This window comes from Protofrankia sp. Cj5 (genome assembly GCF_917627405.1).
In the GTDB taxonomy this organism is placed as follows: Bacteria; Actinomycetota; Actinomycetes; order Frankiales; family Frankiaceae; genus Protofrankia.
In genome coordinates this window covers 1-25,581 of the sequence record NZ_CAKJTO010000078.1, presented here as the reverse complement: position 1 = coordinate 25,581, position 25,581 = coordinate 1, and the positions used below count along the sequence as shown (strand labels likewise).

The window sequence follows — 25,581 nt, the reverse complement described above, 5'->3', positions numbered from 1 at the left end:
GTGCTGGGGATGGGCCGGACGGCGGCGCCGCGGGACGTCGCGGAGGCCGTCGACGCGGCGCTGGCGGCCGGGCCGGCCTGGCGGGCGTTCAGCCAGGACGACCGCGTGGCTGTGTTCCTGCGCGCCGCCGAGCTGCTCGCGGGGCGGTGGCGGGACATCCTCAACGCCGCGACCATGTTGGGGCAGAGCAAGAGCTGTTACCAGGCGGAGATCGACGCGGCCTGCGAACTGATCGACTTTTGGCGTTTCAACGCCGCGTTCGCCCGTGAGATCGTCGCCCGGCAACCGGTCTCGGCTCCGGGGACGTGGAACCGCATGGACTACCGGCCGCTGGAGGGCTTCGTCCTCGCGGTAACCCCGTTCAACTTCACCTCGGTCGCGGCGAACCTGCCGACCGCTCCAGCGATCATGGGTAACACCGTGGTCTGGAAGCCCGCCCCGGCCCAGCAGCTCGCTGCCCACCACACCATGTCGTTGCTGGCGGCCGCGGGTCTTCCCCCGGGCGTGATCAATATGGTCACCGGGGATGGCGCGGCTGTCTCCGCCGTCGCGTTGCGCCACCGCGCTCTCGCTGGCGTGCACTTCACCGGGTCAACCGCCACCTTCCGCGCGATGTGGCGGACGGTCGCGGACGGGATCGAGGGGTACCGCGACTACCCGCGGCTGGTCGGTGAGACCGGCGGCAAGGACTTCGTGGTGGCCCATGCCAGCGCCGACCCGGATGCCGTGGCGGTTGCCCTCGTCCGCGGCGCGTTCGAATACCAGGGGCAGAAGTGCTCGGCGGCCTCCCGCGCCTATCTCCCCGCCTCGATGTGGCGGGCTGGCCTGCGGGACCGGCTGGTGGCCGAGACCGCGGCGTTGACCTACGGTGACGTGTCGGACCTGGGCCTGTTCGGCGGCGCGGTGATCGATCGACGGGCGTTCGGCCGGTTGGCGGCTCTGCTCGCGCGGCTGCGCGCGGATCCGGCCGTGTCGGTTCTCGTCGGTGGCGGTACCGACGACCGGGTCGGGTACTTTGTGGAACCGACCGTCGTGGTATGCGCCGACCCCACACACGAGGTCTTCACGTCGGAGTACTTCGGGCCGGTCCTTGCCGTGCATGTGTATGATGATCGTCCGCAGACCGGTACGGATGCGTTTTCTTCGATCTTGGCCGATGTCGCCGATGTCGCCCCTTACGCGTTGACCGGTGCCGTATTCGGTCGCGACCGGGCCGCACTCGCCACGGCTGCCCAGACATTGCGTTACAGCGCGGGAAACCTCTATCTCAACGACAAACCGACGGGTGCGGTGGTCGGTCAGCAGCCGTTTGGCGGATCGCGTGCCAGCGGTACCAATGACAAGGCGGGTTCCGCGCTGAACCTGCTGCGGTGGGTTTCGCCGCGGACACTCAAGGAGACCTTCGACCCGCCGCGGACAGTGTTCTATCCACATATGGCTTGAAGATTCGTGATGTGTGCGGCCGCGGCTCGCGGGCGATATCACGAGGAGAGCCGTGCCGGCGGCGGACACCTGGACCACATCCGTTGCCGGCTGGTTGTCCGGTAGGAACTGGACGTCTGAAACATGGCTGTGCAATCGTTGGCCACCAGGTGCGGCAAGCACGATGTCCTACCTTTCCCGTCAGCCGTGCGGCGGTCGACGGGACCTGTCCGGCCAAAGAGCGATCGATGATCGAATATGCCGGCTGGATCTCACGGCGAGATACTCCGTTGCCGGGTGTTACGATCGCTTTCGTCCTTCGCGATACTTTGTGAAGGATTGCGGGTGTGCCCGGCGCACCCGGGAAGGAGACTGATCGCTCGTGCTTTACCTTGCCGGCCAGATCCTGGTGTTTGTCGCGGCGGCACTGGTCATCGGTGTACTGCTGGCCTGGGTGTTCCTCATCGGCCCTATGCGTCGCCAGAGCGAGGAGGCACGGCGTGCCCTGGCCGCCGTGTGCGTGGAGCCGGCGGCGGCCCGTCCAGCGGTGGCCCGTCCAGCGGTGGCGAACGGCCGGGTCGACGGGGGCGCGTCGAAAGCGGGCCGGGCCGCGGCGGGCGGTGTCGCCGCGGATGGGGACGCGGGCGCCGAGGGTCTGACGGACCACATGGCGGTCGATTCGGCGGTGCTCGTCGCAGAGATGAGAGCACGGCTCAGCCGTCAGGACGACGAGTGGGCGCTGGAGAAAGCGGCGCTCACGGCGCGTCTGACCGCGGCCGAACAGCGGGCGGCCGAGTCCGAGCAGCGGGTCACGGCGGTGGAGCGCCAGGTCCTCGCCGCGGGCCGCAGGGTGCGGACGATCGAGGGAGCCCTGGCGGAGGCCGAGGCTCATGAGCGGGTCAACCGGCAGACCAGCGTGCCTGTCCAGGCCGCGCCGGTCACCCGGGCGGCGCTCCAGGCGGCTGGTTCGCCGAATGGTTCGTCGGCGGCCGTCGACACCAGCGGGGGATCCGACCTGGTAGCCACCAGGTCGGGCCAAACCCACGCGCGGGGGGATGCGGAGGCTGTCCAGACGCTTGCCGCCGAGGCGGCGCGGCTGCGGGTGCAGCTCTCCGAGGCGGAGGGGCGGGCAGCGAAGTTCTCGTCCCGGTTGGCGATGGCCCGTACCGAGGCAGAGGACGCGCAGCGTCAGGTTGCGACGATGACGACCAAACTTGATCGTCATCAGGCTGAGTGGGCGGCGGAAAAGGTCCGGCTGCTGGCCCGGATCGAGCGGGACGAGCGGAGCGGCCACAGCGGGCGGAGCGAGGAGGCCGCCGGCCCCGGGCACGCGCCGGGTGAGCGGGTGGATACCCCGGTCAGCCGGGATGATGCCGGGCCCGTACTGGCGCACGACGCCGACGGCAATAGCGACGCCGATGGGTGGAGCACCGCTGACAGTGAGTGGGCCGGCGATTTCCCCTTCGACGGAAGGGACCCGGCGCTCGTCGATGTGGTCCCGGTGCAGACCGCGCGCCCGGTACCGGGCGCGCCGCCCGGACAGCCCCAGGCTGTCCTGCCCGGCTCGGTCGCGCTCGCCTCGCTGACGGCTGCCGGCGGCGCTGGCGCCTTCTCGGTCGCGATACCGGCGGAGGTAACGGGAACTCGGCGGGACAATCTCAAGGAGATCGTGGGGATCGGCCCGGTTGTGGAGGCGCGTCTCTACGCGCTTGGCATCGCGAGCTTCCGGCAGCTTGCGGAGCTCGACGGTGATCAGATCGATGGCCTCGTCCAGGTACTCGACGGGTTCGGTGACCGGCTTTTCTCAGATGACTGGGTGGGGCAGGCACGCTCGCTGTATGAGCGCCACCACGGGAACGTGGCCTGATCCGCTGGCTGGCCCGCTGGTCGGGGCCGCGTGGGCAGGCCGGTCGTTGACAACCTTGCTGAGCTGGGAGCTGGTGACCGCTGGTTCGGCCGCCACCGTGAGTATGATCGCGAAAATTTTGTCGGCGGGCGCGATTTCCGGCCGGATAGCTGTGCCCGAGAACAAACCCGCGTCGATCTTCTGACCGCTCCGCGTTCGCCGGCCGGTCGCCACCGTTGCGTGCCGGATTGTTTCGGCCGCGAGGCGCCGGCCGTTTCCCCGGCTTCTGAAAGCGTTGTCTCGCGCCACGGTCACGGCCGCTTTGATCGGCACGCAAAGTAATGAGTCATTGACCGACTTCATGATCCTGTTTGTTCCGCATGGGGCTGTTCGCGGGCCGGCGCGGGCTGGATGCGATAGTTGTGGGAATGGTGATGTCATGGGGGTTGTTTGGCCAAAAGTGGCGTGATCATGGTTTTGTGCCGCCGGCGGCGGTCTCGGGCGGCCGGCGGTCCATGCGGTGGCGGTGGGGCGAGGAAGCCGGGCCAGGCGGAAATCAGGGCTGGGTACTTGATTGCCTGTGACCTTTTTTCTACGCTTCGCGAGGATTCCCGGGAGCGGGTCGGTCCGAAGGGGCAACCAGGAAGATCGGGTTTTCGGTGACAACACGCAGCAGCTGGCTGGACGCCACTTCGCTCATTGAGACTGAAGTGCGTGAACTGGTCCGGCGTCGATCCCTCGACCCGGTTCGCGAGCCCACGCGGATCCGTGAGCTTGTCGAGGACGTCCTTGCTGAATACGAGGAACGCACACTCACCAGTGATCTCCCGGCGATTGTCGACCGCGCCACGACCGCGCGGCTTGTCCACGACGCGGTCGCCGGATTCGGCCCCCTGCAACGCCATCTGGACGACCCGGCCGTGGAAGAAATCTGGATCAACGAACCTGGGCGCGTTTTCGTCGCGCGAAACGGGCGCAGCGAGCTGACCACGACGATCCTGAGCGCCGATCAGGTCCAGGACCTGGTCGAACGGATGCTGAAGAGCTCTGGGCGCAGAGTGGATCTATCCACTCCGTTCGTGGACGCCATGCTGCCGGACGGGTCGCGTCTGCATGTCGTCATCCCCGACGTCACCCGCGTCCACTGGTCGGTCAATATCCGCAAGTTCGTTCTATCCGCGGCCAGTATGGACGAGCTGATCGACCTGGCGACGATCACCGCGGCGGCGGCGGCCTTCCTGGAGGCCGCTGTCGCCTCTGGCCTGAACATCATCGTGGCCGGCGGGACGCAGGCGGGAAAGACCACCATGCTCAACTGCCTCGGCTCGGCCATCCCCGGGCGGGAACGGGTCATCACCTGCGAGGAGGTGTTCGAGCTCAAGCTGCGGTCCCCGGACTGGGTGGCCATGCAGACCCGGCAGGCCAACCTGGAGGGCACCGGCGAGATCCGGCTCCGTCGTCTGATCAAGGAGGCCCTCCGGATGCGCCCCGACCGCATTATCGTCGGTGAGGTCCGGCAGGAAGAGGCGCTCGACCTGCTGATCGCTCTTAACTCGGGCCTGCCCGGCATGTGCAGCCTGCACGCGAACTCGGCCCGAGAAGCGGTCACCAAGCTGTGCACCCTGCCGCTGCTCGCGGGGGAGAACGTCAGCCATGCTTTTGTGGTGCCGACGGTCGCCGCCAGCATCGATCTTGTTGTGCATCTCGCCAAGGACGCGCACGGGCGGCGGCGTGTCACCGAGATCGTCTCGCTGTCGGGGCGCACGGAGGGGGACGTCGTCGAGACCGCGCAGATCTACCGATCACGTAACGACGCCCTGGTGCGGGCTGACGGCTACCCGCCACATGCCGACCGGTTCGCCCGGGCCGGCTATGATTTGCCAACTCTGCTTGCCATGACCGATCGTGACCGGATGGATCGGGTGACCGAGCTGGACCGGGCGCCGTTTGCCGACCGTTCGTGGGCCGAGATCGCGGTCGAGCACTGATGGGCATCTTCATCGGGCTGCTGTTCGGCCTCGGCCTGTTCCTCATCGTCTCCAGCGGGCGGACCCGTGCCCCGCGTGGTCCCGTCGCCGTGAAATGGCGGGGCCGGACCCGGGAGCTGCTTGTTCAGGCGGGTATCCCGGGAGTCAGCCCCGACCAGTTTTTTGTGATCAGTATCGGGGCCGGGCTGCTGGTGGGCCTGATCGTGCTGGCCTTCACCGCCACCTGGTCGCTTGGCGGAGCCTTCTTCATCTTCGCCGCGCTGCTGCCGCGCGCGATGGTGCTGCGCCGGCGCCGAGCGCGTATGCACGACCTTCGGGAGCTGTGGCCGGATGTCGTCGACAACCTGGCCAGCGCGGTACGAGCGGGGATGCCGCTGTCGGAGGGGCTCGCGTCGGTGGGGGTGCGCGGCCCGCTGCCGCTTCGCCCCGCTTTCACCCGTTTCGGCGAGGAGTACCGGGCGACCGGATCCTTCTCGGCGAGCTTGGACCGACTTTCTGATGATCTTTCTGATCCGATCGCGGACCGGATCATCGAGTCGTTGCGTACCGCTCGGGAGGTAGGTGGGACCGACCTCGGCCGGCTGCTCCGGACGTTGTCGACGTTCCTGCGAGAGGACGCTCGGACCCGCGCGGAGCTTGAGACCCGACAGAGCTGGACGATCAACGCCGCGCGGCTCGCGCTTGCCGCACCGTGGGTTGTTCTGCTGCTGCTGGCAACCCGGGGGGAGACGGTACGCGCCTATGACAGCCCCACCGGCGTGATCGTACTGGCGGTCGGTGGCGGGGTGTCGGTGGTGGCATACCTGCTCATGAAGAAGATCGGCCGACTTCCCGAAGAAGGCCGGGTACTGCGTCCATGATGAGCTGGCTGATGCGGAGCGGGCCGATGCCGATGCCGACGGCGGCGGTGCGGCCCAGATGAGCCCAGTCGCGACAGGTGCGCTGATCGGGCTGTTGGCCGGTGTCGGCCTGGCCATTGTCGTGCTGCGGTCGCCGGTGGTCCGGCGGATCCGGCTCGCGGACCGGATCGACCCCTACCTGCGGGATACTCCGGCGCAGTCCAGGCTGCTCGCGGATCGCGCCCGGCCTGCCGCCTCGCGCAGCGGCCTGGAGGAACTGCTCCGGCCGTTCATCGCCGACGCGGCTCACCGGCTCGACCGTTTCCTCGGTGGGCGTGCCGCGTTGCAGCGCCGCCTGACGCAGGCCGGCGGGCGGACCTCCATCGAGGATTTCCGGGTTCAGCAGGTGGTCTGCTCGGCCGCCGGGGCGCTGTTCGGCGCTTTTCTGCTGCTGCTGCGTGCGCTGCTGGGCTTCGGGCCGCCGCCGATCGTCAGCGTTGCGCTGGTCGTTGCCGGCGTCGCGGGCGGGGTCGTCGCCCGGGACTGGTGGCTGACCCGAGCGATACGAGAACGTGAGGAACGCATTCTCATCGAGTTCCCGACTGTTGCCGAGCTGCTCGCGTTGGCTGTTACCGCAGGTGAGAGCCCGATAGGAGCGTTGGAACGGGTAAGCCGGCTGTCGCACGGGGAGCTCGGCCGCGAACTGCGGCTGGCTCTCGCGGACGCGCGTGCCGGCGCCACCCTCGTCCAGGCGCTGGAGGGTATGGCCACCCGGACGACGGTCGCCTCGCTCAGCCGGTTCGTCGACGGCATGGCGGTGGCGATAGAGCGCGGTACGCCGCTGGCGGAGGTGCTGCGGGCACAGGCGGTCGACGTCCGGGAGGCGGGCAAGCGACAGCTGCTGGAAGCCGGTGGCCGCAAGGAGATCGCGATGATGGTGCCGGTCGTCTTCTTTGTCCTGCCGACTACTGTGATCTTTGCTTTCTATCCAGCGGTCGTGAGCTTGACGTTCAATGCGCAGTGATCATGATGTGATGTGATGTGAGGAGTTGTCGACTGTGCGGATATTCGTGAAGCTGCTGGGCCGATGGGCACCGGCGCGGCTGGAGGTCTTTCGCGATGTGCCGGACAACCGGTTTCGGGATCGCGGCGATCGCGGTGACGTGCCCGGCTGGGTGATGGTCACGGTAATGACGGCGGCGCTGGTGGTGGCACTGATGGCGGTCGCCGTGCCCCAGCTGCGGGACGTGTTCACCAACGCGATCGACTCCGTGGTCGGCAACGGCTGACCGGCCGGTGTCGGTCCGCCTGGCTGCTGAGCGGGGCTCGGCTGTCGTCGAGTTCGTGCTGGTCGGAATGCTGTTGTTACTGTTGTTTCTCGGCGTTATCCAGGTTGGCCTCGTCCTGCATGTCCGCAATACCCTCGCCGCGGACGCGGCTGAGGGCGCGCGGCACGCGGCGAACCTGGGCATGACCGATGATTCCGGCGGTCCGTACGCCGAGCGGCTGATCGTTTCGTCTGTTCCCGGGCGGGCCGACACCCGTTGCACGAGTGGAGCGGTGGTTGATCCGTCCGGTGTGCCACTGGTTGAGGTGCGGTGCGAGGTTGTGGTGCCGTTGGCCGTTATGCCGTTCGGAGCGAATACGACGATCAAAGTGGTCGGGCACGCGGTCAAGGAGACGCCGTGAGACCGCTGGGCCGGTCGCCGCTTGTGCGGGCCTGGTCGCCCGCACGGCGGGCGCTGGACCGCGGCGGGCGGTGCCCGCGGTTGCGCGCGTGTTTGTGGCCGCGTCCGTACGGGTGCCTTCGCGGGCCTGATGACAGTGGTACCGCGTTGATCGAGTTCGTTGGGCTGTCGGTTCTGTTGTTGATCCCGTTTGTCTACTTCTTCCTCAGCGTGTTCTCGGTCCAGCGGTCGGCTTTCGCGGTCACCCAGGCCGCCCGAGCGGCCGGCCGGGCCTACGCGACCGCGGACAGCGAGGATCAGGCCGTCCAGCGCGCGCGGGTGGCCGCTCGGCTGGCCTTCGCGGACCAGGGTATTGACGGCGCACCCGAGGTGCGGTTCGCCCCGGAGGGCGCGGACTGCGGTGCGGGGGACCCAGGCGACGGAGCCGCGTCGCTGGCTCCGGGCGCGCGGTTCGTTGTGTGCGTCCGTTCGGTCGCGGCGTTGCCCGGAACCGCACGGCTGTTCACCGGATTGGCGGATATCACGGTGAACGGGAAATTCATCGTCGTCGTGGACGCCTACCGGCGCGACCGGACAGTCGCATGAGCCGATTGTGGCAGGGCACAGCCAGGCCTGGGCGGGCGTCTCGCGCGGGATCGTGCCAGCAGCCGCGAACTGGCGCGGACGCCGGCACGATCCTGATACTCACTCTCGGCTATGTCATGATTGCGTTAATGCTGGCGCTTGTGGTGACCGATGCCTCCGCGGTGTATCTGGCCAGACGTTCCGTGGCCTCGGCGGCCGACGGTGCCGCGCTCGCCGCCGCGCAGCATGTCGACGATGCCGCTATCTACACGGCGACCCAGGATTTCCAGCAACTGCCGCTTGCCGAGGTCACCGCCGCTGTCGCCGGATACCAGGCCGACGCTGATCCGTCCGGGCATACGCTGCTGACCGCGCAGCTGCTGAATCCGGCCACCGTCCGGGTGACCGGAACCCGGACGGTTGTCCTGCCGGTGGTGGCGCTCCTGGGCATCGGCCCGGTCACCGTCACGGCCAGCGCGGACGCCCAGTCGTTGGTACGCCCGCCCGGCGCCTGACGGCGTTCGGGACGCACCGGGGCTACCGGGACGCACCGCGGGGGAGCGCGGGGGGAGGGTCAGAACCAGCCGGCGGTGGCGGCGACGAGCCCGTCGAACTGATGGCCGGTGCGTCTGATGGCGAGCGTGGAGATGTCGCGTACCAGCCGGGCAACCCATTGGGCCGGTCGTTGCGCCGCCAGCGCGACCGCGCTGGACACATGCTGTTCCGCCTCGTCGGGGTCGGGGCGGTGGCGTGCCAGCGCGGTCCGCGCCTGTGCCATCTGGACAGCAATGATCATTCCGGTCTGCCCGCTGTCCGCGATCAGTGCGGCGGCCCGTTCGAGGTGGGGTTCGGCCTCGTCCGCGACACCGACGGTGGTCAATGCCTCGGCGCTGGCCAGAGCCAGGTCCGCTGGGGAATAGGTGGTGAGCGCGAATCCGGGCCGGCCCTGCGCGGATGGCTCCAGCTGTTCCATGATTTTCCAGGAGCGGGCGACGGCCTGCCGGACACCAGCGATATCTCCGAGGACCGCGTACGAGCCGGCCGAGACCTTGCCGGTCACCATGGCGCGGGCCGGGCTTGCGCCGGCGATCCGGTTGGCGGCCCCCGCGATCTGCAGCGCCACCGTCGGGCTGTGCTGGCGCACCACCCGAGCGCGTACCGCCAGCGCGCTGCCGGCAAGTGGGCCGTCGCCAGCGGCGCGTGCTACCGCCGCGGCCCGGTCGGCCAGCGAGACCGCGTCGCCGTGGCACCCCTGGTCATATGCGGCGTTTGCCATGGTCGCGGTCACGGCGGCATGCAGCCGCATCCAGTCCAGCGCGACCGAGCCCCGCAACCGTCGGGTACGGGGCACTGTCCGGGTGGTCTTTTCCAGCGGCGTCAGCATTGATACGGTGTCGGTCAGGTTAGCCGTCTCGTAGCTGATGAGTGTCTCTGCCAGGGTCCGGATACAGGCGTCATGCAGTTCGCCGGTATCGGTCGAGAGGTAGGTGCCGGCTGTTCTGTCGTTCACGGCTCACCAGCGCCCAGCAACGCCAAATCCGGCCGAACATGGAATGACACCCGCCTGTCACCACTTTCCTGGCCGAAGAGCCTACTGACAGTCAAGATAGTCGTTGGGCCGCGCTGACACCTCGGTAGCGAGGGCGTGCTGGATGTGCTTTAAGTCTCTCCACGTCAATTCTGGTCGGGTCCGATGTCCTGTTGACCTTGGAGGGATTTCCGGCCTGTAGCAGAGCCGCGCTCGGGTTTCGGGCCGGCGGGCCGTGTTTCTGCCAGCTGGCCGTCATTCGGCCGCCGTCCGGTTGCCGCATGCCGGTGCCGGTGCCGGCGGCTATGGCTAGGGCTAGGGCTAGGGCTATGACAGTGGCGGTGGCCGGGCTGCCCGCCGGGGACAATGCCGTCTACGGGCGGGTGAACCTCGAGCGATCGAACCGGGCGGGGGTACCGGTGGGACGACCGCGCGGCGGCGCGCTGGCGCGGGTGCCAATGTCGCCACGCCAAGATCGGAATCCGGCTGGGGGTGGTGCGTTCCCGCCGGTAAGATAGGTCTCATGGCCGCCGACCTCACAGAGGAGATCAAGACTCTCGACTCGACGCTCACCGGCATCGAAGCAGTTCTTGATCTTGAAAGTCTCCGGCGTCGCGCCGCTGATCTGGAGCGTGAGGCGGCGGATCCGGACCTGTGGAGCGACCAGAACAGAGCGCAGAGCGTCACCCGCCGGCTTTCGTCGGCGCGGGGGGACATCGCGCGCGTCGAAGCGCTGCGACGGCGCCTTGACGACATTCTCGCCGCTCTTGACCTTGATGATGACGACCTGCTGGCTGAGGCCGCGGCGGGCCTGCCAAAACTCACTCGTGACATCTCCGCGCTCGAGGTCCGCACGTTGCTGTCCGGTGAGTACGACGAGCGGGATGCGATCATTCAGCTGTCCGCCGGAGCCGGTGGCGTGGACGCCGCCGACTGGACCGCGATGTTGCTGCGCATGTACCTGCGCTGGGCCGAGCGGCACGGGTACAGCACCGAGGTGTTCGACACCTCTGAGGCGGAGGAGGCGGGCCTGAAGTCCGCCACGTTCCAGATCAAGGCGCCATACGCCTACGGGACGCTGCGCAGCGAGCACGGCGTCCACCGGCTGGTGCGGATCAGCCCCTTTGACAACCAGAACCGCCGTCAGACGTCGTTTGCGGGGGTCGAGGTGACGCCCGCCGTCGAGCAGGCCGACCACGTCGACATCGACGACAAGGAACTGCGGATCGACATCTTCCGCTCGTCGGGACCGGGCGGGCAGGGCGTCAACACCACCGACTCGGCGGTGCGGATCACCCACTTGCCGACGAACATCGTGGTGACCTGCCAGAACGAACGCAGCCAGCTACAGAACAAGGCCGCGGCCATGATGGTGCTCCAGGCCAAACTGCTGGAGCGCCGACGTGTGGAGGAGGCTGCCGAGAAGCAGCGGCTGACCGGCGGCCCACAGGATGTCTCCTTTGGCTCGCAGATCCGCAACTACGTGTTGCATCCGTATCAGATGGTGAAGGATCTGCGGACCGATGTGGAGACGTCCGGCACCGGAGCGGTGCTCGACGGCGATATCGACGACTTCATCGATGCTGAGATCCGCTGGCGGCGCACCGCCGAAGGCCCGGCCTGATCGTCGACGGTGGCCGATCGGCGCTCTCGCGCGGGGTACGGGGGCACCGGGCTCATGGCGTCTCTCGCGCGTCCGCGCCTCCCGAGGCAACCTTAGGACCATGGACAGTTCCGAGACAGGCCTGATGGCCGGCGCCACCGTGTGGGCGGTATCGCCGGATGCCGCCGTGCCCGCGCGGCCCGCCGCGGGCGGCTGGGTGGCGCTGGTCGGCGGTGGGCCGGGCCGTCCCGATCTGATCACTGTTCGAGGTATGGAGCTGCTGCGCCGGGCCGATGTGGTGGTCGTCGACCGCTTGGCTCCGCGGGCGCTGCTCGCCGACCTCGGGCCCGGCGTCGAGATCGTGGACGTGGGCAAGGAGGCGCACGGCCACAACATCACCCAGGATCAGATCAACCGTCTGATCGTGGATCGGGCCGGGCGGGGCCTCGGGGTGGTGCGGCTCAAGGGCGGCGATCCTTTCGTTTTCGGCCGTGGTGGTGAGGAAGCGCTGGCCTGTCGGGCCGCGGGGGTGCCCTGCGAGGTTGTGCCGGGTGTGACGAGCGCCGTGGCGGTACCGGCGTTGGCTGGTATTCCGGTCACCCACCGTGGGATCACCCAGGATGTCACGATCGTCTCCGGTCATCTCGACCCGTCCCATCCGGGTTCGACGGTCGACTGGAATGCCGTGGCGACCGGCGCTGGGACGATCGTCGTGTTGATGGGCGTCGGTGCGCTGGGGCAGATCACCGCGGAGCTGGTGAAGCGGGGCCGCGCGGGATCCACCCCGACGGCTGTGATCCATGGTGGCGGAAGCGCTGGTCAGAAGGTGGTCACTGGGCCGCTCGCGGACATCGCCGCGCTGGCCGATGACGCTCGTATCGGGCCGCCGTCCGTCATCGTCATCGGCGACGTGGTCGCGCTGCGGGAGATGCTGGCCTGACAGTTGTGGCCTGACAGCTGTGACCTGGCGGGTCGAACGGGGCTCGATACCTGTCCGGGCGCAGCGCAACCTATCCGTGCTGGACGGCGAGCAGGGTCAGTGCCAGGAGCACGGACACGATGACGATCAGCATCTGAGGTGTGATCGTGGTGGGGGAGTGGTGCATCGAGTCACGGGCCGATCGGCAGGACGGACACCGTGCCTCGGCGACCGGCCCGGCACATCGGGCGCATACCAGGTCCTCGCAGCACATGCCGTCGACCTCCCCGCGTCCGCTGCCAGCATCATCGCGCTTGCGCGCTGACCCGCACAATGTCTGACGGTCCAGAAAAGTTCCGCCACCGTTCAGCCGGCCACGCCCTCTGTCTACCCGCTGTTCCCCGCGCCACCCCTGTCTGCCTCGCGACGCCGCGCTGGCTGTCTGGTGATGCTCCTCGCGGTCGCTGGATGCCCGCGGGGCCGTGACCGCCGCGTTGTTGGCTAGCATCCACCGATGACCTAGAGTGTCTATTTGGATGCGAGGAGTGGTAAGCGTGATTCGCATGACTTCGGTGACCAAACGGTATCCAGCAGGTGCGCGTCCCGCGCTGGATGACGTGACCGTCGAGATCGCCGCGGGGGAGTTCGTCTTCCTGGTCGGTCCGTCGGGGTCGGGGAAGTCCACCTTGTTGCGGCTGCTGCTGCGGGAGGAACGGCCCACGGCCGGCGTGGTCGAGGTTGCCGGCCTGGATGTGAACCGGATCCCGGAGCGCCGGGTGCCGTTGCTGCGCCGGCGGGTGGCGTGCGTGTTCCAGGACTTCCGGTTGCTGCCCGACCGGACGGTCGCCGGCAACGTGGCCTTTGCCCTGGAGGTCACCGGTCGGCCGAGTCCGGTGGTACGCGCTGTCGTCCCCGCGATCGTCAGCTTGGTGGGGCTGGCTGGTAAAGAGGGTCGTTACCCCGACGAGCTCTCCGGCGGAGAGCAGCAACGGGTCGCGGTTGCCCGGGCCTTTGCCGGGCGTCCGCGCATCCTGCTGGCTGACGAACCAACCGGCAACCTGGACCCGGTCACGAGTTCCGGGATCATGAAGTTGCTGGATGCGATCAACCAGATCGGTACGACCGTTGTCGTGGCCACGCACAACGCCACTCTGGTGGACGCCATGCGTCACCGGGTCATCGAGCTCGAACACGGTGCCCTCGTGCGTGACCAGCTGCGGGGCGCCTACGGGCTGGCACTGTAAGTGATGGCCGTTGGTAGGTGGCTGGGTCAGATGCTCGTGATCGGTGTCAGCGGCTTGCGGCGCAACCTGTCGATGGCCCTCGGGGTGATCGTCACGGTGACGATCTGCCTCACGTTGCTCGGAGCCGGCCTGTTGCTGAGGGCACAGGCCCGGACCGTCGACAGGTTTTTCCTCGACCAGATCCAGGTTGTTATCGACCTCAACGACGGAGTCTCCAGCGCCGAACGTGCCGCGCTAGCGGCCGATCTGCGCGCTGACCCCCTGGTGCGGGCGGTCGTTTACGAGGACAAGGCGCGTGCGTTCGCGCGTTTCACCCGTGACTTCCGTAACTCGCCGGATGTCGTGAGCGGCGTGAGCGCGGCCGACCTGCCCGCGTCGTTCCGTCTCACGCTTGTTGACCCACGCCGCTCTGGCGAGATCGTTCTGGAGTACACCGGGAGGGGCGGCGTTGACCGGGTACGCGACCAGCGCGCGCTGGTCGCGCCGCTCTATCGCTTCCTGCGCGCGTTCGCGGTCGGCACCTTCGCGCTTGCCGCCGTTCAGGCTTTTGCCGCGGTGGTGCTGATCTATGCGATGATCCGCCTCTCCGCGCACGGGCGACGTAGGGAAACCGCGATCATGCGTCTGGTGGGGGCCACCAACGCGACGATCCGCGCGCCTTTCGTCATGGAGAGTGCGGTTACGGGCATGCTCGGCGGGATGTTCGCGGTGGTGATACTGATCGTGTGCAAGGTCTATTTTGTTGATCATAAGTTTGCCCGGCAGGCGATGTTCCCGCTCTTCGGCTGGGGCGCGGTGTGGGCCGTTGCCGTCGCTGTTCTCCTGATCGGCACCGTGACATCCGCGATCTTGGCTGCGGTCGCGCTGCGACGATACCTGCGGGTCTGACCCATCCGTTCCGGCCTGCCCGGCGGCCGGCGTAGCCTGGAGAGCCGGCGGCTACGTGACGTTGCCGCGCACGCGTGGCCGAGGTCCAGGTCCCCGGCCCGTTCGGCGGAATCTGTCTGGGACCTGCCTGGGACCTGCCTGGGATCTGCCTGGGACGTGAATGTGTATGGGGCTTGCGAGGAAGAGGGACACCAGAAGTGCCAAAGGAGACCGGTAGGAAGCTGGTCGCACAGAACCGGCGGGCCCGGCACGACTACACGATTCTCGACACCATCGAGGCTGGGCTGGTGCTCCAGGGCACCGAGGTGAAGTCGCTGCGGGCGGGCCGTGCGTCACTGGTGGACGCCTTCGCCCAGATCAACGACGGGGAAGCGTGGCTGCACGGTGTGCACATCCCTGAGTACACCGAGGGTACGTGGACGAACCACACCCCGCGCCGGCGCCGTAAGCTCCTGCTGCATCGTGATGAGATCGCTAAACTGGTCGGCAAGACGAAGGAGGGCGGCCTGACCATCGTCCCGCTGTCCATCTACTTCAAGGACGGCCGGGCAAAGGTGGAGGTCGCTCTCGCCCGCGGGCGCAAGACCTACGACAAGCGGCACGCGCTCGCCGAGCGGGACGCCTCCCGCGAGGTCTCCCGAGCGCTGGGCCGCCGGGCCAAGGGGCGGGAGGATTGACCCCTGCCGGCGTAGGCAGCGCACCGCCCATGCTGCGCCGGGCGCCGTCTGTCAGACCAGGGCGCCGTCTGTCAGACCAGGGCGCCGTCTGTCAGACCAGGGCGCCGTCCGTCAGACCGGGTCAGACCCGGGTGGCGGACGACCGGGACTCCATGGGAAGATAGGGCGCGCAGCCGGTGTTGGGCTGCGTGGGCGGTCGTTCGGGCACTCCTCACGTACGATCGGCAAGCGCTGGAAATGAGCCACAGTCAACACCGACAGAACATCAACACCGACAGAACGCGGGGGTGACCGGCTTCGACTCCGGACGTCGAGGCAGGGGAAGCGGGCCGAGGATGAGCGGTTATCTCGTTAACGATCCGCTCAAAGAAATAACTGCCAACAAGTCGCAGTCTGCTCCATCCCCTTACAGCCTCGCTGCCTAAGGGAATATAAGGAGCCGTCAGCCTGGGAGCTCCTCCGGCTCAGGGCCTGGCGTCGCTAGGAGGATCACCGTCTGACCCGGTCACGGGGTCGGATGGGACATCTCACAGTGACTGAGCCCACACTGGCATGCCTGTGTGATTGGTGGGGCTGAGAAACAAGTAGCAGGCTGCGCCCGGAGAAGTCCTGTTGCGGTGCCGGAGGACGCGGGTTCGATTCCCGCCACCTCCACATGATCGTCAGGGGTCTGTCCACTCGGAACAGGCCCCTGACCAGGAACGACACTCATCCCGACATCACACGTCGCACCCTCCATGATTTTTGTGGGCACCGGGTGGGCACGTCGCACCGTCCGCGGGATCGCCGTCGCGATCGTCTCCGCGGCCTTCTGCCCCGTTGAGCGCAACAGGTGCGCGTAGATGTTCCCGGTCACCGACGTTGACGAGTGGCCGAGACGCTTGGACACGATCGTGATGTCGACACCTTCGGCAAGCAGGATCGATGCCGACCCGTGACGTAGATCGTGTAGTCGCTTGGGGGAGAGCAGCTGCTCTCCGATCTCGTCCCCTACCGCCAGAGCCACCGGCAACGGCCAGGCCAGGTGCAGCAGCGATCGCGCACCCTGCCGGGTCGCGCCGCTCACCGTCACCTCCCCGATCGGCTCACGGTCCCGGTAGAGCGTCCAGGTGCCCTGTGCCGGCCGGTACCGCGTGCCAATGGTGAGCGTGGTCGCCCCGGCCGTCGCTGACACGCGGACGGTGCCGAGCAATCCCACACGGCGCGCGATGCGCTGCATCTGCCTGGTCAGGTACTCCGGGGCCAGGTGCCGCCCTGACGGATGCGTGAAGATCAGATTACGGAGCTGGACCGGAGCGCCATGCTCGTCGGGCAACACCCCGTTGTCCCACCCGTCACCGATCGCGGCACGCTCGTCATCCTGGCGGAGCCTGTGCGCGAGCAGGGAGCCCAGCGTCACCGAGTCCAGGTCGACGGTGCGACGGCCCGACCTCGTCTTGGGTGGCCACACGCCAAGCAATGTGCCACTGCGGACGATCTGCTGACGGATCATCAAGACGGATCTCGTCTCGTCCAATCCGGACCAGGTCGCCCCGCACACTTCGCCGCGACGTAGACCGTGAAGGGCGAGCAGCTCATACGCTGCCGACAACCGGTCGCCGGCAGCTTCATCCAGAAACCGGCCGACGTCTTCGGCTTCCCAGGGCTCGACTTCCGGCGATGGGTGCGACGCCAGCTCTACCCCGATCGCCGGATTGAAATCGATCATCCGGTGTCTCAGCGCGTCGTTCAGCGCGGTCCGCACCATTTCCAGTACGTCTTTCACCGTGGCTGGTCCGATCGGTCGGTGGCGAGCCTGTGACGCCTCCACTGCGCGCTTCAGTGCCGTGTCGATGTGATCGGCGCGCAGCCCCGTCAACGGTTGCTCGCCAAGAAACGGCTCTAGGTGAAGCCGGATGAATTGCTCGTAGCGCTTCCGGGTCGTCGGGCGCAGCGCATTCTTTCGCCCGTGCCAGTCCCACAGATAGGCGCTGACTGTCAGCGCGCCGACGTGCTGCTGACCAGCACGAACGCGCGCGACGGCTTTCTCTGCGGCCTCCTCGGCCTGCTTTGCGGTCGTGAAACCGGACCCGCGAAGGAACTCTTTGCCGACCAGTGCGACCAGCTCTCGGGGCACGCGGAGCCGGTAGGACCACACGCCATGGGTCCGCTTCGTCAGCTGCGGGCACTTCGCGCCGAGCTGCCGGCCGTTCTCGTCACGGCACCCGCAGCGTTTCTCCGTTTTGATTCTCATGGGTCGCCTACAGTCCTACGCCGGTCAGGGCGTTGTCGGTCCACTGATCCACGGCGCGGATGTAGCCCAGGACGACCGGGCTGGATGGCGACCAGGGCCATGCCGGGCGATCGTGGATACGGGTGCGCCTGCCCGGTAGGCGGCCGTGGCTGCACCACTGCGCAGGCTGTGTGCGGTGTAGGTCTCGGCACCCGGTAGCTCGGCGCGGATGGCCAGCCTGCGGACCGCCTCGTTGATCGCTGTGCCGCTCAGCCCGGCGGTGTGGATGAACTGATGCTGATCCACTCGGCGCAGGAGCGGTCCTTCCGTGATGTCGTGCTCACTGAGCAGCCGTCGCCATGCTCGGACGAGGCGGACTGGGTCCGTGTCCGCATGTTGACCAGGCGGGATGGCCACCGTGCGGCCAGCGGCATCCTGATCAGTCTTGGACTGCCGGATCGTGATGAGGAGGCCATCCTCGGTCTCGACAACGTCATCGAGGCGGAGCGCGGCGATCTCACTACGTCTGCCCATCAGGGCGAACCCGACGACCAGGAGGACACGGTCGCGCAGACCCGATGCTGTTCCCGGGTCGCAGATCTCGATCATCCTGCGCAGGATGTCCACGGTGATCGGTGGCGCCTGTTTCGCTCCCCGGCCTGATGCCGAGCGCTCCCGGCGGGCCGTGCGCAGGATCATCCGTGCCGCCGTGGTGTCCGGCTGTCCGGCATAGCCGGCCGCGCGGTGGGCGGTGCGGATCGCGGCCGTCGCCTGTTCGATGGTCGATGGAGATAGGCCATCATCGGCCATCGCCGTGACGTATTCGGCCAGCGATTCGGCTGTAGCAGGCAGTGCTGTCCGCTCGGTGGCTGCGCACCACTGCTCCCACTGCTCCCACTGGCGGGTGTAGGCCCGCCGGGTGTTCGCAGGGACGGCATCGGCCAAGCGGGATCGGGTCCGGTCGGACATGACCTGATCCTGCGCCACAATTGCCGTAGTTGTACTGTCACTCACTGCAATATTGACCATGGAAATCCCCCACTTCCAACCTGTGATAAGTCTGGGAAGAGACCGGTTACCTCGTTGAGCCCGACTCGCTCACGGGCGTGTGCATGAACCTGAACGTCGTCGCGCTTGTCTTCCGCTGCCGAATCGTCGGCGGCACCGCATCGACGAGCGACGAGACCTCCCGCCTGCGATGGATAAGCCCTGACGAGATCCGGGCCAGTATGGACGAGGCATACGCCGTCCGGCTTCTCGATGCCACCTGCACCGGCCCGCCCGCCGTCCGAGCGCATGACGGTAGAGCGCTGCTTCCTGCGTAGCGCTCTACCTGCTCCGGCCCGGGTGACCATGCCCCGGGCCGGGAGCTGGCCGCCACGCTGGGCTTGGACCTCCCGGAAGTCTGCGTACCTGAGCTACACGACGTGGGCGCAGGAATCCGGCATCAGAAAGCCCATGTCACGGATCACGTTCAACGAGGATGTCCGGAAGGTTCCGGGCATCGGCGAGACCACACGGAACGCATCGACGGATGGGCCGGCCTGACCCTCGCGGACTGAAGGAGAGGCACATGCCTGCCAAGAAGGCCCCGCTCACCCTGAACGAGCACCGCGCCATGGGGGACACTCTCATCGCTCGCTCGCGAGAGTTCGCCAACCTGTGGGTGTCGCTGTCGGGCCGTTACGGCACGACCCACAAGGCGCCGAAGGCCGCGAAGAGGGCGATGGACGCGGTGGACGAGCTGCGGAACCAGCTCGACTCCCAGCTTTGCCGCGACCTGCCGGACGACTTCGATCCGGCGATCTACTACGGCGCGCGGGAGTCGTCGGAAGACTGACCACGGCGCCAACAGAGCCCCGTCGACCTTCGGGTTGGCGGGGCTCCGTCGTGTCTCGGGTGGCGACCTGGTCAGTGCGCCGATGTCCACGTCGGGGGTAGGCCTGGCCCGGTGTCATGTCCGGGCCACCCCCACAGCGGACAGCATGCCGACCAGGCGCGGTACACTCCCACCGAGGGTGGGGGAAGGTGTCGAGCCGCCCCGCTGTGCGGATTCCGGCCGCAGGTTCACCCCCACGGGCCTTCACCCCACGCGAGTGGGGACGGCCGTTCTGACTGACCGGGCGCCGGTTCACCCCCACACAGGTGGGGAAGATCAGATCCGAGGAGCGATCGGAGGACGGTTCACCCCCACGGGTGGTGGGGACGTACGCAGGCTACCCCCGGGCTCCCACTCCCACGCGCCAGCACGCTCTCACACCCGGGGGGACGCTGAAAACGGGCTAGCGTCCACCCCGATACCCCTCTGACCTGCGGAAACGCAACGGGGTGGACGCTATGGACGCTGCAATACGTCCCCTCTTGTATCCGGCGGCATCCGCGTTGGCAATCTCTATACCGCGGTCCGCGACGCGGACCGCGGTAGGTGCCGCTCCGACGGTTGCCTCATCGATATCGATTCTTGATCCGACGCTCACGGCCTCAAGTCCAGCGGAGGCAGGGCATTGACGATGCACATCGTCTCAATGCTGACGGTAACAACGCGCTTGAGCAGATCAAAAATGTAACGAGGGTTGCCCACGTGTGCCGACCAGTCGTTGGGGTCGTTGCGGATGCCGCTGTCTTTATGGACGCTGATCTGGTAGCGATCCATGACCCATTCCACGGCGGAACGGGAGCCCAGCATGTACCCGTAAGCCTCGTCTGGAATGCCGGTCAGCGTGATGTGTGCGTTGTAGATAATGCGGCTACGATCCCTGCCGACTCCGAAGGCCATCTTCTGCACCCGGTACAGCGCCGGATCGTCCAGGTTGCCCCGGCGAATGTGCTCCTCCAGCGGATACGGCTGCACCGACTCGTAACCGAGGTGCAGTTCGGCCAGCCGTCGGCCCGCCTCGGCGAAACCGTGGAAGTCGACCACCTTGGGGATGCGCGGCAGCATCCGCTTCAGATCAGCGGCGAACTGCGTGCGGTAGACGGGGGAGTGGAGAAGGCCGTACACGTAGTAGAAAATATCGTCCTTATCGACGCCTGATCCGTAGGCATTACGGTAATCCGACAAAATTTTATCCGTGATATTATCGACGCGCTTGAATTCGTCGCCGTCGCCGCTGTCGCTTAACAGGTCGAGCTGACGAGCGTCCACCTCGGCCTTCTCGTAGGTGTATCGCGGGAAGAATTGGCCTCCTTTGCCAAACAGGTCGAGACATGGGATCTCGTCGACCATCAGCACGGCAAATTCGCCGTGGGCATGCAGTCCGTTCAGATAGAATCCTGAATTCCTGTGGTCGGATGTGGGGAACATCTTCGGCAGCTGGTAGATCATGTCGTTGAGTTGGCGGTCGAAGTATACGTGCTGCCTGGAAAACGGCCTGTAGATGCCGACTGTGCAGGCGGCGGGATAAAAAGAGTATTTGCGACCCTTTGTCAAATCGCTCTTAGTTCCACGGTTCCAGCTGATTTTTGTTGGGTCGAGGTCGATGAAATCGTCGACCTGTCGAGCTGGATCGGCGTTCGCATTGGTGCGACGCCACGCGTGGAAGGCGTCTACCTCACTGTTGTAAAAATTGATCATCCGTCGGACGTTCTGCCGCATCGCGTCAGCCGAGTAGTTGTAGACCCAGGCGTCCCGCCCAGTTGCCAGTCCGCGCGAATAGAGTCTAAAAACCGTCAAGGGCCGAGTGGTGCCCTTGACGTTCTTCTCGCCGAGGAGAGTAAACGCATCGAAGGCCGAGTGACGCTGGTTCACCCAGTCGCCCTCGACGTTCGGAGTGATCACCTGCCATTCAACCGAGTCGAGGTCACCCTTTGCCAGGATGTCGAGTTTCTGTTCGCGGGTGAGGCGGTCGCCGATGTCACGGTAGAAGATCCGGCAGCCGTGATTGGGATCAGCGGTCTTGACTAGCAGCAGGATGGCGACTGTGCTACGGCTACCCGCACCGAAGATCTTGCCGCCTTCCTTGAGGGAGAGCTCGCCTGCGGTGCGCTGGTTGCCGCGCAGGTTGTAGCAGTAGATGGTGCTGAACTCCTCGGCCAAGGTCAGGCGGAGACCGTCGGCGGTGTTGGAGTCGATGTAGCCGCCGTTGGAGACATAGCAGATCACACCCTCGCTGGTGATGCGGTCAGACGCCCAGCGGATGGCCCGTATGTAGCTGTCGTACAGGGAGTTCTTGTTCGTCGCCGTGGAGCGGGCCGCATAGGTGGTCTCGATGCGCCGGTCGAGGGTGGGGTAACGCTGGTTGGCATTGCCGTCGTTCTGGCTGGTCTGCCCCGCAGAGTACGGCGGGTTACCAATCACGACCCGGATGTCGAGTGATTTCTGCTGGCGGACCCGCTCGTTGTTCTCCGGGAACATGACGGCCTCAAGGGAGTTCACGTCCTCAGCCAACTGGAAGGTGTCGGTCAACACGATCCCGTCGAAGGGCACGTACCCTGCACCCCCGCCGCTGGTCTCCCACAGGTCGTGGAACGCGGCCTCGATGTTAACCGCGGCGATGTAGTAGGCCAACAATACGATCTCGTTGGCGTGCAGTTCGCTGGTGTACTTACGTAACAGGTCGTCCGGTGTGATCAACCCGCTCTGGAGCAGGCGCACGATGAAGGTACCGGTGCCGGTGAACGGGTCGATCACATGTACGCCCGGAGCCGACAAATCGGTGTCGAGATGCCGCCGTAACGCCTGGTCGGTAGCACGCAGGATGAAGTCGACGACCTCAACCGGAGTATAGACGATACCGAGCGATTCGGCGGTCTTCGGCAGGGCCGTCCTGAAGAATTTTTCGTACAGCTCCGTGATAACCCTCTGGCGCCCCTCGTGGTTATCAATGCCTTCTGCGCGCACACGCACCGACTCATAGAATCCGGCAAGTTTCCTGGCTTCCTCGCCGATCGCCTGGTCGTCTAGGGCGTCGAGCATGCGCTGCATTGCACGAGAGACCGGGTTCTGCTCGGAGAAGGCATAGTCTTTGAAGAGCGCGTCGAAGACGGGCTTGGTGATCAGGTGCTGCGCAAGCATGTCAATGGCGTCGGCGGTTGTTACGCCCGGGTTGATGCCGGCCCGCAACTCGTCGACGAATTTCCCGAACGCGGCTCTCTTCTCCGGGAGTTCGAGCGCGGTTTCGATGCGGGCGACGTGTCTCTCGGCGATCTGGGCGATGTCCTTGGCCCAGTCCTCCCAGTAGTGACGCTCGCCGACCTTAGTTACGATCTTTGCGTAGATGGCATCACGCCAGTCCTCGACGTCGAACGTCAGCTGCTGCGCGATCCGCGTCGTCGTCTTGCTGGGATCGGTGCTGCCGTCGCCACCGAGCGAGTCCTCCTCTGGGCCGGCATGGCCGACCATGATGTTGTTCGGGCGCTTACTGTTCAAATCCAGCTGGTTGACGGTCGCGTTGAAGCGGTCGTCATGGGCGCGCAGGGCCTGGAGTACCTGCCAGACCGTCTTGAAACGCCTGTTGTCGGCAAGGGCCTTCTCCGGTGCCATGTCTGCCGGGATGCCGACGGGCAGGATGATGTAGCCGTACTGTTTGCCTTCGGCCTTGCGCATGACGCGGCCGACGGATTGGACGACGTCGACCACGGAGTTGCGGGGGTGCAGGAAGAGCACGGCGTCCAGGTCGGGAACGTCCACGCCTTCAGAAAGGCAGCGGGCGTTCGAGAGGATGCGGGCGTGGTGCTCGCCCGGGTCCTGCTTGAGCCAGTCGAGCAGCTCGTTACGGCGAAGTGAGTTGAAGGTGCCATCGACGTGCCTGACCTCGCAGTGGAGGATGTCCTCGTTTGCGCTGTCATAGTCGCTGATGACCTTGCCGAACAGTTTAGTGATCTTCTGTGAGTCGGCGATGTTCTTGGCGAACGCGACCGCGCGCCTCATCGGCGCCTCGCCCGGTTGAAACCCGGTGCCGTCCGCGAATCCACCCGGTCGCTTCGCCAAGCCGTTCCAGCAGCCGACGATCTTCACGGCGTCGTCCAGCTGCGAGAGCTCGTTGTCCTCGTCGGCGAACTGCCGTTGGAGTGACGTGGCCACGTGCTTCTCATCAACGGTGAGAATGAGAACCTTGTAGTCGGTGAGCAGGCCCTGCGCTACTGCCTTGCCAAAACCGAGGCGGTGGAACTCCGGTCCGTACAGCGCCTCGTCATCCATGGAGCATAAGACGGCTTCGTGCTGCCTGGCAGCGGTCTGGGTCGCGTCGTTGAACAGTCGCGGGGTAGCTGTCATATAGAGGCGGCGGATGGCCTTTATATAGCCGTTGTCGTGCACCTTGACAAAGTTTGACTCGTCCTGCCCCGCGAGGGTCACGCCGGTGGTCCGGTGCGCCTCGTCGCAGATCACCAAGTCGAACTCGGGGATCCCGTGCCGCTGCTGCGCGGCCGAAATCGTGCCGATCGACTGGTATGTGGAGAAAATGACGGTTAGTTGGGCGGCGCCGTCGGTGGCCGCCATCTGCTGCACCAGCCTGGCGGTGTCGGTCGTCGCCGGGAATGCCAGATCGTGAGCGCGGATGTCCTCGGTGTCGGCTCGTTTGGCCACCTTGCTGTCCGAGCACACGGCGAACGCCCGGAACGGCGTCTCACATTCCGACGTCCACTCCCGCAGCGTCTGCGACAGCAGGGAGATCGAAGGAACCAGAAATAATACCGTGGCGCCTCCACCGGTCTTCGCCTTCGCGACCGCCACATGTTCGGCGATCTTCAAGGAAGTGAAGGTCTTGCCAGTCCCACACGCCATGATTAGTTTTCCGCGGTGGTGGGTCGCGAACCCCGTGAGTACCGCGTCCACGGCCTGCCGTTGGTGATCTCTTAGCTTCTTTTTCGGCGCCAGGCGCGGCGCGTACACGCCGGGCTGGATCAGTTCCCATTCGACCTTGGACTCGGCGATGTTGGCCAGCCCGATTCGGGAGACCGGGATCGTCTGGTGTTCGAGTGCCTCCTCGGCGTTGCGGCCCCACCGGTCCGTGGTGGAGATGATGATGCGGCTCGTGAACGGGGACTTGCCGGAGGCGGTGAAGAACGAATCGATGTCGGATTTGGCCAGGTGGTGCTGGGGTTCGTAGAACTTGCACTGGATGGCGCAGTACTGGCCGGTCGCACGCTCTTGGGCCACGAGGTCGATGCCCGTGTCGCCCCGGCCGCGGTTACCCGGCCACTCCGGCCAGGTCCACACCTCGCTGTACTTCTCCGCATACAGGGGGTCGAGGGAGAGGTAGCGCACCATCAGGCGCTCGAACCGTTCGCCGCGTTCGTGGTTGGAGAGGGGCTGCTGCCTGATGGCATCAAGTACGTCATGAATCGTCGTCGTCACGGCAGGTTTCGTCCCCCGAATTATCCGCAGAGTTACCGAGTTATCCGGCGATCCTGCCATCCGGAGCACTCGGCCTATCGAGGGGGCACCCTTGGATGTTGATGCCAATAACGGATTTTTAGTTCAAACAACCATTATTGCCCTAATATGGACATCGCTATGCGGGGTGGCACGTGGGCGGTCTGTTGGCCATTACGGGCTCAACATGAGTTCAGGGTGCCGACTGCCGTAGACGGACACCAGCTGGAACCGGCTCCTCACGTAGAGACCCTGCTGGCCCTGTCCTCAGCCTGTCGTAGATCTGCGCGAAGCATCACCGCACCTCCAAAGCAGGCTTAGGACGGGGAACATCAGCCAGAGGGATCAGTGCGCCGAACGTCCACGCGGCTCCACAGCACAGACCCGTGTTCCAAGTGTTCCAATCGTTGCAGCGCAGGCACTTTTGAGCCCTGCCGTTTGGAACACCACTGTTCCAAGTGTTCCAACTGGGCCTATGTCCGGGGGATGAACCGGAACGTGATCCCCCCGCTGATGGCCTCGCTGACGGACTCCAGGCCCACAACCGGCGGGACGTACATTGCCAGCGCGCGGATCAGCTCGTCCGGGCCAACACCGACTTGGACGGTGAGTTCGACGCTGCCGTCCGCGGACATCACGATCCCGGCGGACCGCTACGAGCTCCTGTACGAGCTTCCCGCCGACTGAGATCTGACCCGGGGATGGCGCACGGCCCTGGCAGCCGCCATCCTGAAGGTCTCGCATTCCAGCTGGCCCGGGCGACCATGCCCCGGGCCGTTGTCATGTCCGACTCGGAAAGTTCCTGTGCTGCGACCCCCGCGATCGGTGGGTCGCCGCAGGGCGTGCAC

General features: G+C 66.4%; 22 protein-coding genes, 1 other RNA gene and 1 pseudogene. 19 read left to right on the top strand and 5 right to left on the bottom strand.

Annotation, left to right across the window (positions count from 1 at the left end; genetic code table 11):
- The 10 genes from pruA to MJ777_RS16395 form a co-directional block, all read left to right on the top strand.
- Nucleotides 1-1,443 (top strand): L-glutamate gamma-semialdehyde dehydrogenase (gene pruA / locus MJ777_RS16440; protein WP_239377075.1); only part of this gene is annotated, 1,443 nt, incomplete at its 5' end.
- 361 nt (nucleotides 1,444-1,804) lie between these two features.
- Complete coding sequence (locus MJ777_RS16435) at nucleotides 1,805-3,289, top strand: hypothetical protein (protein WP_239377074.1); 1,485 nt, start codon at nucleotides 1,805-1,807, stop codon at nucleotides 3,287-3,289.
- Nucleotides 3,261-3,473: a hypothetical protein gene (locus MJ777_RS16430; protein WP_239377073.1), complete on the top strand. Its 213-nt coding sequence runs from the start codon at nucleotides 3,261-3,263 to the stop codon at nucleotides 3,471-3,473. The genes MJ777_RS16435 and MJ777_RS16430 overlap by 29 nt, the downstream gene beginning before the upstream one ends.
- A 454-nt stretch (nucleotides 3,474-3,927) precedes the next feature.
- Nucleotides 3,928-5,256 (top strand): CpaF family protein, encoded by a 1,329-nt coding sequence (locus MJ777_RS16425; protein ID WP_239308166.1) that lies wholly within the window; start codon nucleotides 3,928-3,930, stop codon nucleotides 5,254-5,256.
- A complete protein-coding gene (locus MJ777_RS16420) occupies nucleotides 5,256-6,116 on the top strand; it encodes a type II secretion system F family protein (protein WP_239377072.1) in 861 nt (286 codons plus the stop codon). The genes MJ777_RS16425 and MJ777_RS16420 overlap by 1 nt, the downstream gene beginning before the upstream one ends.
- Nucleotides 6,117-6,174: 58 nt before the next feature.
- Nucleotides 6,175-7,119, top strand: a complete 945-nt coding sequence (locus MJ777_RS16415) for a type II secretion system F family protein (protein ID WP_239345969.1) — start codon at nucleotides 6,175-6,177, stop codon at nucleotides 7,117-7,119.
- A 79-nt stretch (nucleotides 7,120-7,198) separates the two neighbouring features.
- Nucleotides 7,199-7,384: a hypothetical protein gene (locus tag MJ777_RS16410; protein ID WP_239332901.1), complete on the top strand. Its 186-nt coding sequence runs from the start codon at nucleotides 7,199-7,201 to the stop codon at nucleotides 7,382-7,384.
- A gap of 7 nt (nucleotides 7,385-7,391) precedes the next feature.
- Nucleotides 7,392-7,784: a TadE/TadG family type IV pilus assembly protein gene (locus MJ777_RS16405; RefSeq protein WP_308127774.1), complete on the top strand. Its 393-nt coding sequence runs from the start codon at nucleotides 7,392-7,394 to the stop codon at nucleotides 7,782-7,784.
- Nucleotides 7,785-7,930: 146 nt separating this feature from the next.
- Nucleotides 7,931-8,368, top strand: coding sequence for a hypothetical protein (locus MJ777_RS16400; protein WP_239308170.1), 438 nt, complete (start codon nucleotides 7,931-7,933; stop codon nucleotides 8,366-8,368).
- An 89-nt stretch (nucleotides 8,369-8,457) separates the two neighbouring features.
- The gene (locus tag MJ777_RS16395; protein ID WP_370652740.1) at nucleotides 8,458-8,862 is read left to right on the top strand and encodes a pilus assembly protein TadG-related protein; all 405 of its coding nucleotides are present in this window, start codon (nucleotides 8,458-8,460) and stop codon (nucleotides 8,860-8,862) included.
- 59 nt (nucleotides 8,863-8,921) lie between these two features.
- Here MJ777_RS16395 and MJ777_RS16390 read toward each other — a convergent pair whose 3' ends face one another.
- The gene (locus tag MJ777_RS16390; RefSeq protein WP_239377070.1) at nucleotides 8,922-9,857 is read right to left on the bottom strand and encodes a hypothetical protein; all 936 of its coding nucleotides are present in this window, start codon (nucleotides 9,855-9,857) and stop codon (nucleotides 8,922-8,924) included.
- A gap of 541 nt (nucleotides 9,858-10,398) precedes the next feature.
- Between MJ777_RS16390 and prfB the strand changes: the two genes are divergently transcribed.
- The gene (gene prfB, locus MJ777_RS16385) at nucleotides 10,399-11,499 is read left to right on the top strand and encodes a peptide chain release factor 2 (protein WP_239311143.1); all 1,101 of its coding nucleotides are present in this window, start codon (nucleotides 10,399-10,401) and stop codon (nucleotides 11,497-11,499) included.
- Between the two features lie 124 nt (nucleotides 11,500-11,623).
- The gene (gene cobA / locus MJ777_RS16380) at nucleotides 11,624-12,418 is read left to right on the top strand and encodes a uroporphyrinogen-III C-methyltransferase (protein ID WP_239311144.1); all 795 of its coding nucleotides are present in this window, start codon (nucleotides 11,624-11,626) and stop codon (nucleotides 12,416-12,418) included.
- Nucleotides 12,419-12,488: 70 nt separating this feature from the next.
- Here cobA and MJ777_RS16375 read toward each other — a convergent pair whose 3' ends face one another.
- The gene (locus MJ777_RS16375) at nucleotides 12,489-12,905 is read right to left on the bottom strand and encodes a hypothetical protein (RefSeq protein ID WP_239311142.1); all 417 of its coding nucleotides are present in this window, start codon (nucleotides 12,903-12,905) and stop codon (nucleotides 12,489-12,491) included.
- Between the two features lie 46 nt (nucleotides 12,906-12,951).
- On the opposite strand from MJ777_RS16375, the gene ftsE reads away from it, so the two are divergent.
- The 4 genes from ftsE (at nucleotide 12,952) to ssrA (ending at nucleotide 15,863) form a co-directional block, all read left to right on the top strand.
- The gene (ftsE, locus tag MJ777_RS16370; protein ID WP_239311141.1) at nucleotides 12,952-13,641 is read left to right on the top strand and encodes a cell division ATP-binding protein FtsE; all 690 of its coding nucleotides are present in this window, start codon (nucleotides 12,952-12,954) and stop codon (nucleotides 13,639-13,641) included.
- Nucleotides 13,642-13,671: 30 nt separating this feature from the next.
- Nucleotides 13,672-14,529 carry a permease-like cell division protein FtsX gene (ftsX, locus tag MJ777_RS16365; protein ID WP_239311140.1) on the top strand — a complete coding sequence of 286 codons (858 nt, stop codon included), beginning with the start codon at nucleotides 13,672-13,674 and terminating at the stop codon, nucleotides 14,527-14,529.
- A 197-nt stretch (nucleotides 14,530-14,726) separates the two neighbouring features.
- Nucleotides 14,727-15,206, top strand: coding sequence for an SsrA-binding protein SmpB (gene smpB, locus MJ777_RS16360; RefSeq protein WP_239311139.1), 480 nt, complete (start codon nucleotides 14,727-14,729; stop codon nucleotides 15,204-15,206).
- A gap of 283 nt (nucleotides 15,207-15,489) precedes the next feature.
- Nucleotides 15,490-15,863: a transfer-messenger RNA gene (gene ssrA / locus MJ777_RS16355) on the top strand.
- A 232-nt stretch (nucleotides 15,864-16,095) separates the two neighbouring features.
- Here ssrA and xerC read toward each other — a convergent pair.
- Both xerC and MJ777_RS16345 read right to left on the bottom strand, forming a co-directional pair.
- Nucleotides 16,096-17,439: pseudogene (gene xerC / locus MJ777_RS16350) on the bottom strand (tyrosine recombinase XerC); the annotation flags it as partial.
- Between the two features lie 24 nt (nucleotides 17,440-17,463).
- Complete coding sequence (locus MJ777_RS16345; protein WP_239377069.1) at nucleotides 17,464-18,387, bottom strand: tyrosine-type recombinase/integrase; 924 nt, start codon at nucleotides 18,385-18,387, stop codon at nucleotides 17,464-17,466.
- A 143-nt stretch (nucleotides 18,388-18,530) separates the two neighbouring features.
- On the opposite strand from MJ777_RS16345, the gene MJ777_RS16340 reads away from it, so the two are divergent.
- The gene (locus MJ777_RS16340) at nucleotides 18,531-18,743 is read left to right on the top strand and encodes a hypothetical protein (protein ID WP_239377068.1); all 213 of its coding nucleotides are present in this window, start codon (nucleotides 18,531-18,533) and stop codon (nucleotides 18,741-18,743) included.
- 248 nt (nucleotides 18,744-18,991) lie between these two features.
- Nucleotides 18,992-19,258 (top strand): hypothetical protein, encoded by a 267-nt coding sequence (locus MJ777_RS16335; RefSeq protein ID WP_239377067.1) that lies wholly within the window; start codon nucleotides 18,992-18,994, stop codon nucleotides 19,256-19,258.
- Nucleotides 19,259-19,891: 633 nt separating this feature from the next.
- Here MJ777_RS16335 and MJ777_RS16330 read toward each other — a convergent pair.
- On the bottom strand, nucleotides 19,892-24,715 hold the full coding sequence (locus tag MJ777_RS16330; RefSeq protein WP_239377066.1) for a DEAD/DEAH box helicase: 4,824 nt from the start codon (nucleotides 24,713-24,715) through the stop codon (nucleotides 19,892-19,894).
- Nucleotides 24,716-25,231: 516 nt separating this feature from the next.
- Between MJ777_RS16330 and MJ777_RS16325 the strand changes: the two genes are divergently transcribed.
- Nucleotides 25,232-25,420, top strand: coding sequence for a hypothetical protein (locus tag MJ777_RS16325; protein ID WP_239377065.1), 189 nt, complete (start codon nucleotides 25,232-25,234; stop codon nucleotides 25,418-25,420).
- Nucleotides 25,421-25,581: the final 161 nt, after the last annotated feature.

Excerpts from the sequence above, each read along its gene's own strand:
- MJ777_RS16430 (WP_239377073.1), top strand. The coding sequence starts at position 3,261 with ATGAGCGCCACCACGGGAACGTGGCCTGATCCGCTGGCTGGCCCGCTG.
- MJ777_RS16420 (WP_239377072.1), top strand. The coding sequence starts at position 5,256 with ATGGGCATCTTCATCGGGCTGCTGTTCGGCCTCGGCCTGTTCCTCATC.
- MJ777_RS16415 (WP_239345969.1), top strand. The coding sequence starts at position 6,175 with ATGAGCCCAGTCGCGACAGGTGCGCTGATCGGGCTGTTGGCCGGTGTC.
- prfB (WP_239311143.1), top strand. The coding sequence starts at position 10,399 with ATGGCCGCCGACCTCACAGAGGAGATCAAGACTCTCGACTCGACGCTC.
- cobA (WP_239311144.1), top strand. The coding sequence starts at position 11,624 with ATGGCCGGCGCCACCGTGTGGGCGGTATCGCCGGATGCCGCCGTGCCC.
- MJ777_RS16375 (WP_239311142.1), bottom strand. The coding sequence starts at position 12,905 with ATGCTAGCCAACAACGCGGCGGTCACGGCCCCGCGGGCATCCAGCGAC.
- ftsX (WP_239311140.1), top strand. The coding sequence starts at position 13,672 with ATGCTCGTGATCGGTGTCAGCGGCTTGCGGCGCAACCTGTCGATGGCC.
- MJ777_RS16345 (WP_239377069.1), bottom strand. The coding sequence starts at position 18,387 with ATGTCCGACCGGACCCGATCCCGCTTGGCCGATGCCGTCCCTGCGAAC.
- MJ777_RS16340 (WP_239377068.1), top strand. The coding sequence starts at position 18,531 with ATGAACCTGAACGTCGTCGCGCTTGTCTTCCGCTGCCGAATCGTCGGC.
- MJ777_RS16335 (WP_239377067.1), top strand. The coding sequence starts at position 18,992 with ATGCCTGCCAAGAAGGCCCCGCTCACCCTGAACGAGCACCGCGCCATG.